The sequence below is a fragment of the Aquamicrobium sp. YD-1-mutant5 genome, assembly GCF_059509755.1.
On the sequence record NZ_JCAKKP010000002.1, the window covers coordinates 84,652 to 97,352 of the forward strand.

Here is a 12,701-nt window from a genome sequence, read left to right on the forward strand (position 1 = left end):
CAGCGGTCGCGGACGGGGGCTCCCATCCGCGACGGCGCCTGTCACGGGATGTATTTGTTGAATTCGTAGTTGAAGCTGGAATCGACCTTGATCTCTTTTTCGATCACTTTCTGGCGAAACAGCTCATCGGCGATTGCCTGATTGCTGGGGATCAGCTCCGGCCGGATCTCCTGCAGCTTCTTTGGCCGGTTGCGCTCGACGGAGAGCGTGACTTCCGGCTCGATCCCGAGCAGTTCCGCCACGAAGCCGGCATGCTTTTCCTGGTTCTCGCTGGCCCATGCCAGATGCTTGCCGAGCTGGTTGACGAAGGCGCCGATGGCTTCCTTTTTCTCCGCGATCGCCTTGTTGGAGGCGATGAAGAACAGGGCGTTGTCGACATCGACATCGCCGGCATTGACGAGACGGCGCGCGCCCTGCGCCTCATAGGCCGACAAGGTGGCATCGATCGCCACCGCAACATCGATCTGGCCGGCCTCAAGCACGGAAAGCGTGTTGGTTCCCGCGGGCAGGAACACGGATTCGACATCGGTGATGTCGAGACCGGCCTTCTGGAGCGCCTTGTTGACGACCCACTGGCCGTTGGTGGCGCGCGCATAGGAAATCTTCTTGCCCTTCAGATCCTCCAGCGTGCGGATGGGGGAGTCGCCGGCAACGACCAGCGCTTCTCCGATGCGCCATGGCTCCGTTGCCGCGATGATCTGTGCCTCGACATCGGCCGACTGCGCCACCACGGGGCCAACCTCGCCCATTTCGGCAACGTCGATCTCGCCCGCATTGATTGCGGCAATGAGACCCACGACCCCCGACGTGAAGGGAATGATCTGGAACGTTATGTCGCCGGCCTTGTCATGGCCCGCCTGCTCGAAGGTGGATGCAACGCCGAAAAGATTGATGGTTCCGACGCGAAGCGTCTTCGCATCGTCGGCGGATGCCGGCACCGGAAGGGAAAGCGACAGGGCAAGAACGACAGCGGCGGTGGCGCTGCTCAGCAGCCTGGGAAGTCTCATGGAAATCTGCTCCGTGTGATTTGGAGCCGGATTAAGCCACGGCAGTGCGCGGGCTTGGGAGGCACTGGTTTTCCAAAAAAACCTAATGTCTATAAAAATACTCTACTAAAGCGGTGAAAGGAAAGGCCAGCCGCCCTTCAGGCATGGCGCAGACCCCCTTAGGCTTGCCGGCATCATTCAATGAACGTGAGCCGCATGTCCCTCGCAACTGTTTCCACCTCATCATCGGCCGCCGATCAAGGTGCCGCCGGCACATGGCAGGTGCCGCGCTTCGTGCGCCGCCTGATCGTGCCGGTGTCTCTTCTGGTGATCTGGCAGGTTCTTGCCAGCTACGGCATCATCAACCGGCGCTTCAGCTCGTCTCCGGTCGATATCATCGCGGCCCTGTGGAAGCTGGCCGTCAACGGGCAGCTCTTCGACAGCCTCTGGATTTCCCTGGTGCGCGCCTTTCTCGGCCTTGCGCTGGGCGGCTCGCTCGGCCTGCTGGCGGGCCTTGTCGCAGGGCTGTCCCGGCTTGGCGAGGACGCGCTGGATTCCACCATTCAGGCCATCCGCACGCTGCCCTTTCTGGGGCTGGTGCCCTTGTTCATCCTGTGGTTCGGACTGGGGGAAACGCCGCGCATATTGCTGGTGGCGCTCGGCACCTTCTTTCCGATCTATCTCAACGTCTTCAAGGGAATACGCGGCGTTGAGGAACGGCTGATCGAGCTTGGCCGCAGCTATGGCCTCAACCGTTGGGAACTGATCCGCGACATCATCCTGCCGGCGGCCCTGCCGAATGCGCTGGTGGGCCTGCGCTATTCGCTCGGCATCGCCTGGCTGGTGCTGGTGATCGCCGAGCAGATCAACGCCACCTCGGGCCTCGGGTGGCTGATCATCAAGGCAAGCGAGCTGGCCCAGACCTCCGTCATCATGATGGTGCTGGCCGTCTACGCCCTTATCGGCATTCTCGCCGATGCCATCGTTCGTCTCATCGAAACCCGGGCGCTGCGCTGGCAGCGGTCGTTCCAGGGAGCCTGATCATGCCAAACCTCGCCTCTTCGGGTGTCGCGCTCAGAAATGTCAGCCGCACCTTCGGGACCCGCAGGGTTCTGTCCGACATCGATCTTGAGATCGGCGAAGGTGAATTCCTCGTTATCGTGGGCGCCAGCGGTTGCGGGAAATCCACATTGCTCAAGATCATCGCCGGGCTCGATCGCGGCGCCGAGGGCGAAATACGGATCGAGGAAAACCGCTCGATCGTGTTTCAGGATCCGCGCCTGCTGCCATGGAAGCTTGTCTGGGAAAATGTCGTGCTCGGCCTGCGCGGCAACCGGGCGGAACTGCGCCGTCGCGCCCTGGCGGCGCTGGATGAGGTCAATCTGCTGGCCCGCGCCGATGCCTGGCCGCTGACGCTTTCCGGCGGCGAGGCGCAGCGTGTCGCCATCGCGCGCGCTCTGGTGCGAACGCCGAAGCTGCTGCTGCTGGACGAGCCCTTCGCCGCGCTTGATGCGCTGACGCGCCTGAAGATGCAGCAGCAGGTGGCGGCGCTGGTCGAACAGCACCGGCTGACGACGCTTTTCGTCACCCATGACGTGGATGAAGCCCTTCTGCTGGCAGATCGCATCCTGCTGGTGGAGGCGGGGCGGATCGCCAGAACCTTCGATGTTGGCCTGAACCGTCCCCGCAACCGGGCGGATGCCGGTTTCATCGGTCTGAGGCGTGAACTGCTGGAAGGGCTGGGCGTCAGCGAAGAAGACGGTTTCGCGGCTGCAGCACAGCCTCCGAAACAACCCCGCCAGACCCACCCCCTCGAAGTTGCCGTCGCAGCAGAATAACGCAGAACGAAGGTTTCCATCATGAGTGACAGAATTCCCCATATCGTGGTTCTCTCCGGCAGCACGCGGCGGCCTTCAAGGTCGCTGGCGCTCGGTGAAGCGGTGGCGCAGGTTGCCAGCCAGAAGATCGACGTCGTTGTCACGAGCTACGATCTGATCGATGCCGGCCCGGGCCTCGGTGCGGCCTTCACGCGTGATGCGCTTTCAGAGGAGGCGCTGGCGGTGATCGAAGCCGTCGAAAGTGCGGATGCCCTCATTGCCGTCTCTCCGGTCTACAAGGGGTCCTATGCGGGGCTGTTCAAGCACCTGTTCGATTTCGTTTCGCCGGAGGGGCTCGCCAACAAGCCCGTCGTCGTCGGGGCCACGGGTGGCGGTCACAGACATGGCCTTGTCGTGGAGCACCAGCTGCGCCCGCTTTTCGGTTTCTTCTCGGCCCTGACGGTGCCCACCTCCGTCTATGCCAGCGACAATGAATTCCTCCACGGCAAGGTCATCGATCTGACGGTTCGCGAACGCATCGAGCAGGCCGGCAACCAGCTTGCCCACCTGCTTTTCGCCTATAGCGGCAGGCAGGAGCCGGCGCCGGAGGAAGTGACCGCGAAAAGCGCCACGGCTGCCTAGAGCATTTTGCAGCCGGATGGAAACATCTGGCGTCGCATAAATGCGGCTAAAACAAAGAGATAGAGCATTTTGCAGCCGGATGGAGACATCCGGCCTCGCATGAATGCGGCCAGAACAGGGACCTGAAGCGCCAGCAGCTCATCTGAAAGATCGCGACACGCTTCAGGGGCAGCCCGGTGTGGTGAGCGGAAAGCAGCACCATGTCCGTGCTGCATTTTGCGCGCTCCCCGACCCTGTCGATGCCTTGTCAGGCGGGGTCTTTCTCCTGCGCTGCTGCGCATTTCGCCAGCCACATGTGGATGGCCTCCAGCGCTTCCGGCTCATCGAGAAATGGAATATGGCCGCGATCCGGCACTTCGGCTCGGATCAGGCCGGGGCTGCGGCGCTGCATTTCGCGCGCGGTCTCCAGCGTCAGCAAGTCCGAATTCGCGCCGCGGATCAGCGCCAGCGGCATTCCCGCACATCCCTCGAACAGGGGCCAGGCGTCGGCCAGCGGCCCGGTCATCGCCCGGTCGAAGCCGATGCGCAGGGCGGGATCGTAGGGCAGGTCGAGGCCGTCTTCGGTCTGGATGAAGTGGCGGACCGTCTCTTCCTCCCATCTGAGGGCGGGAATGTTGCGGAAGCCGGGATTGGCGGCCGGGCTGCGGTCGACCACCTCCTCCAGCGTGCGAACGGCAGGCTTCACGCCCAGATAGGTGCCGATCCGCGCCAGCCCTTCTTTTTCCAGAGCAGGCCCGACATCGTTGAAGCAGATGCCGGCTATGCGGGAGGGCGCGATGGCGGCCATCACCATGGCCAGCAGCCCGCCGCGCGACGAGCCGATGATTGCCGCCCGCGCGATGCCCAGATGATCGAGAAGCGCCAGGGCATCCTGCGCTTCCTGCGCGACGGTATAGGTTTCGGGATCGGCCCGCCCGGAAGCGCCGCGCCCGCGGCTGTCCAGCCGGATCAGGCGCACGCTGTCCCTGATATGGCGTGCCAGATAGTCGAAGTCGCGACCGTCCCGCGTCAGTCCGGCAAGGCACAGCACGGGCAGGCCGCTGCCCTCGTCGCTATAGGCAAGCTGCGTGCCGTCTTCCGCGCGGAAGCTTCCCCTTGTCATGGTCCGGCCGCTCCTCTTCAGCCCGGATAGTCGAAGAACCCCTTGCCGGTCTTGCGGCCCAGCCAGCCGGCATGGACCATCTGCTTCAGCAGCGGGCTTGGCCGGTACTTCGGATCGTCGAACCCCTGACAGAGAGTTTCCATGATGTTCAGCACCACGTCCAGCCCGATGAGGTCGCCCAGCGCCAGCGGTCCCATCGGGTGATTGGCGCCGAGCTTCATCATGGCGTCGACATCCTGCGGCGTGGCGACGCCTTCATGGACGCAGTTGATCGCCTCGTTGATGAAGGGGACGAGCAGGCGGTTGACGACGAAGCCATAGCTGTCGCTGGAGGCGTGCGGGCTCTTGCCGATGGCGCGGGCGACTTCGGTGACGGCCTGTGCCACCTCGTCGGTGGTCTGCAGCGCGCGGATGATCTCGATCAGCTGCATCATCGCCACGGGATTGAAGAAGTGCATGCCGATGACGCGGCCCGGATGGGCCGAGGCGGCCGCGATCTGGGTCAGCGAGATCGAGGAGGTGTTGGAAGCAAGAATGGTCTGCGCGCCGCAGATCGCATCGAGCTGCTTCAGCACCTGCGTCTTGACCTCCAGCCGCTCCACGATCGCCTCGACCACGAGGTCGCGGTCGGCCATGGCGGTGAGGTCCGTCGCGGTGGTGATCCGCGACAGGGCATCGGCGGCTTCCGCCTCCGTCAGCGCGCCCTTCTTCACCTGCCGGGCAAGGCTGGTTTCGATGGCGGCGCGCCCGCGTTCGAGCGCGGCTGCGGACAGGTCCTGCATCACCACCGCAAAACCCGCCACGGCAAAACATTGCGCGATGCCGTTGCCCATGGTGCCGGCGCCGATCACGCCGATCTTCTCTATTTTCATGATCTCTCCGCTTTCAGGATGGGAAGCGCTCAGGCAAAGCGCATTTCGGCCAGATCGTCGGCGACGATCAGGGTTGCGGCGGTGGCCGCGCGTATGTCGTCCACCGATACGCCCGGCGCATGCTCGCGCAGGAGCAGGCCGTCTTCGGTGGGCTCGATCACCGCCAGTTCGGTGATGACCAGATCGACGCGGCGCGCCGATGTCAGCGGCAGCGTGCATTCCGGCACGATCTTGGAGACGCCCTTGGCCGCATGCTGCATGGCGACGACGACGCGGGCAGCACCCGTCACCAGATCCATCGCCCCGCCCATGCCCGGCACCATCTTGCCCGGCACCTTCCAGTTGGCGAGGTGGCCGGCTTCATCCACCTGTAGGCCGCCCAGAACCGTGACGTCCAGATGGCCGCCCCGGATCAGGCCGAAGCTCATGGCGCTGTCGATGGTGGCCGCGCCCGGCACGGCGCTGACGTAGCCGCCGCCGGCGTCGGTCAGGTCGGCATGCTCCATTCCCTCGGGCGGGCGGGCGCCGAGCCCGATGATGCCGTTTTCCGCCTGGAAATACACGCCGGCATCGGCGGGCACGTAATTGGCCACAAGGCTGGGCAGGCCGATGCCGAGATTGACCAGCGTGCCGGGCCTAATTTCCAGCGCCACGCGCCGGGCAATCAGTTCCTTGGCGTCCATCAGTGCCTCCCTCAGCGGTGAACCAGAAGATGATCGACGAGCGCGCCGGGCGTATGCACCGCATCGGGCGCGATCACGCCGACAGGTACGATCGAATCCGGTTCGGCAATCACCGTGCGCCCCGCCAGCGCCATCACCGGATTGAAGTTTCGCGCCGTCAGCAGATAGAACAGATTGCCCACGTAATCGGCCTGCCAGGCGCCGATCAGCGCGAAATCCGCCCTGATCGGCGTTTCGACGAGGAAGGTCCTGCCTTCGACCTCTATGGTCTGCTTGCCGTCCTCGACCTCGGTGCCGAGGCCGGTCGGGGTGAGGATGCCGCCGAGCCCCATGCCGCCCGCGCGGATGCGCTCGATCAGCGTGCCCTGCGGCACGAGTTCGCAATCGATCTCGCCGGAGATCATCTTCGCCTGCGTTTCGGGATTGAGCCCGATATGGGAGGCGACAACACGGCTGACCGCGCCGGCGCTGATCAGCTTGCCGATGCCGCGTCCGGGCAGGGCGGTGTCATTGGCGATGACGGTGAGATCGCGGGCATTGCGGGCGACGAGGGCGTCGACCAGACGCTCCGGTGTGCCGACGCCCATGAAGCCGCCGATCAGCAGGCTCGCACCGTCGGGTATCAGGGCGGCGGCAGCCTCCGCCCTCAATGTGCTCTTCATGCCGCAACCCCCTCATTGATGCCAGCGGCGGCACGGGCTGCCCGGGCAATGACCAGATCCTCACGCGTTGTCACGATCATCACCGTGGTCCGCGAAAATTCGGAAGACAGAACAGTCGCGTTGGCGGCGTTTCGGCCGTGGTCGATCTCTATTCCCATCCAGCCGAGACGTTCGCACACGCGACGACGGATGACACGCGAGTTTTCACCTATGCCGCCACAGAAGACAAGCGCGTCAATACCGCCCATCACCGCCGCCATCGCGCCAAGCTCGCGCTGCACGCGGAAGACGAAATAGTCGATGGCCCGGTGGGACTGCGCGCTGTCGGCCTGCTCCAGCGTGCGCATGTCGTTCGACAGCCCGCCGGACAGGCCCAGAAGCCCGGATTCATTGTAGAGGATCTGCCGGATCTGCGCCGTATCGAGATGTTCCCGGTCGAGCATGTAGAGCAGCACGCCCGGATCGATCTGGCCGCAGCGCGTGCCCATCGGCAGGCCGTCCAGCGCCGAAAAGCCCATCGACGAGGCTACGGAGCGGCCCTTGTAGATGGCGCACATGGAAGCCCCGTTACCCAGATGCGCCACCACCACGCGCCCCGCCATCAGATGCGGCGCGATGCGCTCCAGCTCGCTCGTCACGTAATCGTAGCTGAGCCCGTGGAAGCCATAGCGGCGCACGCCTTTCTCGTAATAGCGGTGCGGGATGGCGAAGGTGTCGTTGACGAAGGGCTGGCCGCGGTGGAAGGCGGTGTCGAAGCAGGCGACCTGCGGCACGCCCGGAAACGCCGTCATCGCCGCCCGGATGCCGGCGATGTTGTGGGGCTGGTGAAGCGGCGCGAAGGGCTCCAGATCGGCAAGCTTCGCCAGCACCGCCTCCGTCACCGTGACCGGTTCGGCATAGTCGAGCCCGCCATGCACCACGCGGTGGCCGATAGCGGCCATGCGCAGGCCGGGAAAGGCCCGCTTGACGGTGGCGATGACGGCCGCCAGCGCGCCCGCGTGGCTGGTGAGGTCGCCCCCGGCCACGGTTAGTCCGGCGCCCGATGCATCCTTCAGCTTCAGCGTGCCTTCCGGCCCGATGCGGTCGGCCTGCCCGGTCACCAGCGGCTCGTCGCCCTCTGCGGGGAACAGCGCGACCTTCAGCGAGGACGATCCCGCATTGAGCGCCAGAATGCCGGTGTTGCGGTCTGCGGACGTCATCGGTTGCGTTCCCCTGCGAATGCGTGATGCAGCGAAGCGACCGCGCAGGACGCCAGCCGCGACATCGGACTGTCGGAGCGTGAGTTCAGGATGACCGGAACCCTTGCGCCCAGAACCAGCCCCGCGCCCTCGGCATGGCTGACGAAGGACAGTTGCTTGGCGAGCATGTTGCCGGCATCGATGCCCGGCACCACCAGAATGTTGGCATGGCCGGCGACGCCGCCCTTCAGCCCCTTGGTGCGCGCGGCCGACAGGTCGACCGCATTGTCCATGGCCAGCGGACCGTCGACCAGCCCGCCCGAAATCTGCCCGCGCTCGGCCATCTTGGACAGCAGCGCGGCATCGATGGAGGACTGGATGGCGGGATTGACCGTCTCCACCGCCGACAGCACGCCGACGCGCGGCTCGATGCCCAGCGAAAGCGCGAGATCGATGGCGTTCTGGGTGATGTCGACCTTGGTGGCGAGGTCGGGTGCGATGTTGATCGCGGCATCCGTCACCATGACCGGCTCCGGCCGGCCCGGCACATCCATGACGAAGACATGGGTGAAGCGGCGCCCGACCCGCAGCCCGCCGGCCTTGTCGAGCATGGGCTTGAGCAGGTCGTCGGTGTGGAGGTGGCCCTTCATCACCGCTCCGGCGCGGCCTTCGTGGACGAGCCGGCAGGCCGCGGCGGCGGCAGCCTGATCACCGGACATGCCGATGATCTCGAAGCCGGAAAGATCGGAACCGAGTGCGGCGCCTGCCTCGCGGATCGCCGTCTCGTCGCCGACGAGCAGGGGAGCGATCAGCCCTTCCTTCGCCGCCCGCAGCGCGCCGCCCAGCGAATTGCCGTCATCGGGGCAGACGACCGCCACCGGCAGCGGGGCCAGCGCCTTCGCCCGCTCGACCAGCGCTTCGAAATGGCGATGGCGCTGCACGAGCAGGCCCGGAACCTCGATGTCGTCGCGATCGTATTTCTCCTGCGGGGCCAGCACCCGCGCCGTGCCCGATACGATCAGCGCGCCATCGGCGGGCCGCGTCACCTCGGTATCCAGCGTGACCGTGCCGTCTTCGGATTTCTCCACCATCCGCACCCGGCACAGAAGCTCGTCGCCGGCGCGGGCGCGGTCGTGGAAATCGGTCACCTGCCGCAGATAGAGCGTGCCGGGACCGGGCAGCAGCGTGCCGAGGACGGCCGAGATCAGCGAGGCCACGAACATGCCGGGGGCGATGTTTTCGGGCCGGCCATCGCCGTCCACATCGGCCGATGGCAGGTGCATGGGATTGTAATTGCCGGAAGCCGCGGCGAAGACGTAGAGGTCGTCCGGGGTGACGAGGCGGCGCAGTTCTGCCGTCTCGCCGACGCTGAGTTCGGCGAAGGTGCGGTTGACGAGATGCATGTCAGCTCTCCGACTTCGTCCGGGCGGTTGCCCTTTGCCGCCGCGCCACGGCCGCCGCATGGGCGATCTCGGCATTGGCGGCCGCCGCTGCGGCCTGCTCTTCCTGCACCTGTGCTTCCTCCAGCGGGTCGTCCGGCATGTCGCCAAGGAAATGCGGCAGCCCCAGCACCTCGTGGAACCTTTGCAGAAGCTGGATGGTTTCGGGCAGCATCTCTTCCGTGGAACCGGGCACGTAACGCACCACGCGCAGCGCCAGCTCGCGCTCGGCGGGATCGGGGAGCAGCGCGGGCAGGGTGCGGATGGCCAGATCCGGCTCGTAGGTGGCGATCAGCGTCTGTTCGTGGATGATCAGCGCCCGGCGCTCCGCCCCCAGCGAGCGGAACGGCTCGTCCTGCGTCAGGATTTTCGAGGATCGCTCCAGCCGGTCGCGGCGCACGCCCTTGCGGTTTTCGGCCAGCAGCACCAGCATGCGGATCACCGCTTCCGGAAAACCGCCGCGCTCGATGTTGTGCAGCGCCGCCGCGACTTCCGGCAGGCCGCGCAGCTCGTCGGTGTTCTTCAGCGTGCGGCGCGCCTCGTGCGTGCGGCCGAAGACGCGCATCCACGGGTTCGACCAGACGTTGAAGAAGGTCAGCTCATAGAGCATGTCGCGGGTGTCGCGGGTGAAGTCGATCATCTGCTCGACGCCCTCCACCCACAGCGCTTCCATGGCGAGGAAGGGATTGTCCGCCGCCGCTCTGGTGCGGTTTTCCCGCACATTGGCGGCCATGCCGGAAACCGCCTCCATCAGCGGGTTCTTGGACGAGGCCAGCGCCCGCTCCAGCCGCTTGGGATGCAGTGCGCGCGACAGCTCGGCGCTGGTTCCCGTCACCGTCGCCCGCACGAAGGGGCGCAGCAGCGTGTCATAGACCTGCGCCTGCACCTCGGAGGCGCGGGCCACCGCCGCGAAGGGCTGCTCGTCGGCAAAGCCGTCGTCCAGCGCGCGGATGTCGTCCAGCGTGCGTTCGGCGAAGCCGACGGTGAAATGCTTGCGGCCGTCGCGCTCCTCGATGTCCTCGATGCGCATTTCGTAGAGGCCGGGGGCCAGCGCTTCGATGGTCTTCAGCGTCGAGGTCACCTCGGCATGTTCCTTGCGCGCGATCTGCGAGGACACGAAGATTCCCAGATGCCCGACCTGATCGTGGACCATGTAGACGATGCGCTGGCCGCGGATGCGGATTTCCTGCACATCGGCATAGGTCTCGGCGATCCAGTTCAGCGCCTGCTGCGGCGGGGTGATGTTGTCGCCATGGCTGGCGAAGACGATGATCGGGGCGCGGATCGCCTTCAGGTCGACCGGGCGGCCGGGCTCCAGCCGGGCCTCGTTCTTCGCCAGCCGGTTGCCGACGAAAAGCTGCTCGACGATCCAGCGGATTTCCGGCTCGGTCAGCATGAAGAAGCCGCCCCACCACTTCTCGAATTCGAGGAAGGTCCGGTCGCCCTTGTCGATGTCGCGATAGAGATCGGTGTATTTGCGGAACAGGGTGCGGCCCGGATTGAGCAGCTCGAAATTCAGCACCAGATGCGCGCCGTCGAAGATGCCGCCGCCGAGATCCGACAGCATCATGGGTATCCACGTTCCGCCGAGCACGCCGGCATTGTAGCGCATCGGGTTCTCGCCCACGCGGCCCGACCATGGCGCGACCGGCGCGCCGTTGACGACGATGGGGCCGGTCAGGTCGGTGTTGGTGGCGGCCAGCAGCAGGGTGGCCCAGCCGCCCTGACAGTTGCCGGTGACGACCGGGTTCGACGCCTGCGGATGGCGGCGCATCACCTCGCGCACGAAGGCGGCCTCGGCGCGGGTGACGTAGGACAGATACTGGCCGGGCTCCGGGCGCGAGCGGAAGGCGACGAAATAGACCGGATGGCTCTCGCGCAGTGCAACACCCACCTGGCTGTCGGACTTGAAGCCGCCGATGCCGGGGCCATGGCCGGCGCGCGGGTCGATGATGATGTAGGGGCGGCGGGTATCGTCGATGACGACGCCTTCGGGCGGCAGGATCTTCAGCAGCATGTAGTTGCTGGGATAGGGCAGGTCGCGCCCGTCCATCACCACTTCGTAGTCGTAGATCAGCACCGGCGGGCAATCGGCCGCCTCGTGCTCCAGAAAGATGTCGCCGCGCTTGCGCAGCGTGTCGGCGGTCAGCACGGCGCGTTCAGCCGCATCCCGCTGATATTCGAGCAGGCTGCCGATCAGGCCGTGCTGCGCCTGCGACCTGTGCAGCCCGGAGATCAGGTCGGCGCCGGCTTCCATCAGGCGGCGGGTGCGGGCCGAGTGGCTTTCAAGGATGCGGTGCGCATGGCTGGCGGCCGCCATGGTCTGGATTTCTCCGGTTTGCGAGGCGGCGCCGACCTCGGCGCGCGCGCTGGCCATGCCGGCCTCCATGATGTGGAGCGCATCGCTCTGGGCGCGGGGAACGCCGGGCTGAAGCTTCGGGTCGAATATTTCGAAGACGCTTGCCATGGTGATTGATCCTTCAGGCGACAATCGAGAAGCCGCCGTCGATGTCATGGACACCGCCGGTCAGGTTGCGGGCCTCGTCCGAGGCGAGATAGACGGCCATCGCGCCGACATCGTCGACGGTGGCCAGCCGGCGTGTCGGTGCGCGGGTGGCGGCCTGATCGAGGAGCGCGTCGAAATGGTCGATGCCGGATGCGGCGCGGGTTGCCAGCGGTCCGGGCGACAGGGCATGGACGCGAATGCCTTTGCCGCCGAGTTCGGCGGCGGCATAGCGGGTGGCGCTTTCCAGCGCCGCCTTGACAGGCCCCATGACATTGTAGTGCTCCACCACCCGCCGCGAGCCGAGGAAGGAGACGGAAAGGCAGCATCCGCCCCCCTCCATCAACGGTTCCGCCAGCCGGATCATGCGCAGGAAGGAATGGACCGAAATGTCCATCGCCAGACTGAAACCCTCGGCCGAGCAATCCACCACCCGCCCGTGAAGGTCGGCCTTCGGCGCGAAGGCGATGGAATGCAGCAGGATGTCGAGCCGCCCCCACCGTCCGGCGATTTCCGCGAAGACCGCCTCGTCAGAGCCCGGCACCGTCACGTCGAGCGGCATGAGAATTTCGGCTTCCAGCTCTTCGGCGAGGGGCCGGACGAACTTTTCAGCCTTCTCGTTCAGCCATGTCACGGCGAGATCGGCGCCCTGCGCGCGAAGGGCCCGGGCGCAGCCCCACGCAATCGATTCACGGTTCGCTATGCCGACGATGAGCGCCTTGCGGCCTTCGAGTGAAAACACGATGCCCCTCCGGTTTCATCACTATTCAGGCACTCTTGCGATTCCTTTTGATGACGGAGCGATAATGGTTTGCTG

General features: G+C 65.7%; 12 protein-coding genes. 3 read left to right on the forward strand and 9 right to left on the reverse strand.

The genetic code is table 11. From position 1 onward, the window contains the following. Positions 1-41: 41 nt before the first annotated feature. Positions 42-1,007 carry an ABC transporter substrate-binding protein gene (locus AC5XE7_RS03085; protein ID WP_495364738.1) on the reverse strand — a complete coding sequence of 322 codons (966 nt, stop codon included), beginning with the start codon at positions 1,005-1,007 and terminating at the stop codon, positions 42-44. Between the two features lie 195 nt (positions 1,008-1,202). Between AC5XE7_RS03085 and AC5XE7_RS03090 the strand changes: the two genes are divergently transcribed. From AC5XE7_RS03090 to msuE, 3 genes are read left to right on the forward strand one after another with little or no spacing between them, the layout of a single operon-like run. Continuing rightward, positions 1,203-2,027, forward strand: a complete 825-nt coding sequence (locus AC5XE7_RS03090) for an ABC transporter permease (protein WP_495364739.1) — start codon at positions 1,203-1,205, stop codon at positions 2,025-2,027. Between the two features lie 2 nt (positions 2,028-2,029). Beyond that, positions 2,030-2,824, forward strand: coding sequence for an ABC transporter ATP-binding protein (locus AC5XE7_RS03095; RefSeq protein WP_495364740.1), 795 nt, complete (start codon positions 2,030-2,032; stop codon positions 2,822-2,824). A gap of 21 nt (positions 2,825-2,845) precedes the next feature. Continuing rightward, positions 2,846-3,445 (forward strand): FMN reductase, encoded by a 600-nt coding sequence (gene msuE, locus AC5XE7_RS03100; protein WP_495364741.1) that lies wholly within the window; start codon positions 2,846-2,848, stop codon positions 3,443-3,445. A gap of 247 nt (positions 3,446-3,692) precedes the next feature. Here the strand turns inward: msuE and AC5XE7_RS03105 are convergent, their stop codons facing one another. The 8 genes from AC5XE7_RS03105 to fabI are packed head-to-tail and all read right to left on the reverse strand — an operon-like array spanning position 3,693 to position 12,626. Beyond that, positions 3,693-4,547, reverse strand: coding sequence for an alpha/beta fold hydrolase (locus AC5XE7_RS03105; RefSeq protein ID WP_495364742.1), 855 nt, complete (start codon positions 4,545-4,547; stop codon positions 3,693-3,695). Between the two features lie 17 nt (positions 4,548-4,564). After that, complete coding sequence (locus AC5XE7_RS03110) at positions 4,565-5,419, reverse strand: 3-hydroxybutyryl-CoA dehydrogenase (RefSeq protein WP_495364743.1); 855 nt, start codon at positions 5,417-5,419, stop codon at positions 4,565-4,567. A gap of 29 nt (positions 5,420-5,448) precedes the next feature. Then, positions 5,449-6,102 carry a 3-oxoacid CoA-transferase subunit B gene (locus tag AC5XE7_RS03115; protein WP_183832048.1) on the reverse strand — a complete coding sequence of 218 codons (654 nt, stop codon included), beginning with the start codon at positions 6,100-6,102 and terminating at the stop codon, positions 5,449-5,451. Between the two features lie 11 nt (positions 6,103-6,113). After that, the gene (locus tag AC5XE7_RS03120) at positions 6,114-6,764 is read right to left on the reverse strand and encodes a CoA transferase subunit A (protein WP_183832049.1); all 651 of its coding nucleotides are present in this window, start codon (positions 6,762-6,764) and stop codon (positions 6,114-6,116) included. Then, positions 6,761-7,963: an acetate/propionate family kinase gene (locus AC5XE7_RS03125; RefSeq protein WP_495364744.1), complete on the reverse strand. Its 1,203-nt coding sequence runs from the start codon at positions 7,961-7,963 to the stop codon at positions 6,761-6,763. Before AC5XE7_RS03125 ends, AC5XE7_RS03120 begins: the two co-directional genes overlap by 4 nt. Beyond that, positions 7,960-9,345: a bifunctional enoyl-CoA hydratase/phosphate acetyltransferase gene (locus AC5XE7_RS03130; protein WP_495364745.1), complete on the reverse strand. Its 1,386-nt coding sequence runs from the start codon at positions 9,343-9,345 to the stop codon at positions 7,960-7,962. The genes AC5XE7_RS03125 and AC5XE7_RS03130 overlap by 4 nt, the downstream gene beginning before the upstream one ends. 1 nt (position 9,346) lies before the next feature. After that, positions 9,347-11,848, reverse strand: a complete 2,502-nt coding sequence (locus AC5XE7_RS03135; RefSeq protein ID WP_495364746.1) for a DUF3141 domain-containing protein — start codon at positions 11,846-11,848, stop codon at positions 9,347-9,349. A gap of 13 nt (positions 11,849-11,861) precedes the next feature. Further along, positions 11,862-12,626 (reverse strand): enoyl-ACP reductase FabI, encoded by a 765-nt coding sequence (gene fabI / locus AC5XE7_RS03140; protein ID WP_495364747.1) that lies wholly within the window; start codon positions 12,624-12,626, stop codon positions 11,862-11,864. Between the last annotated feature and the right edge of the window lie 75 nt (positions 12,627-12,701).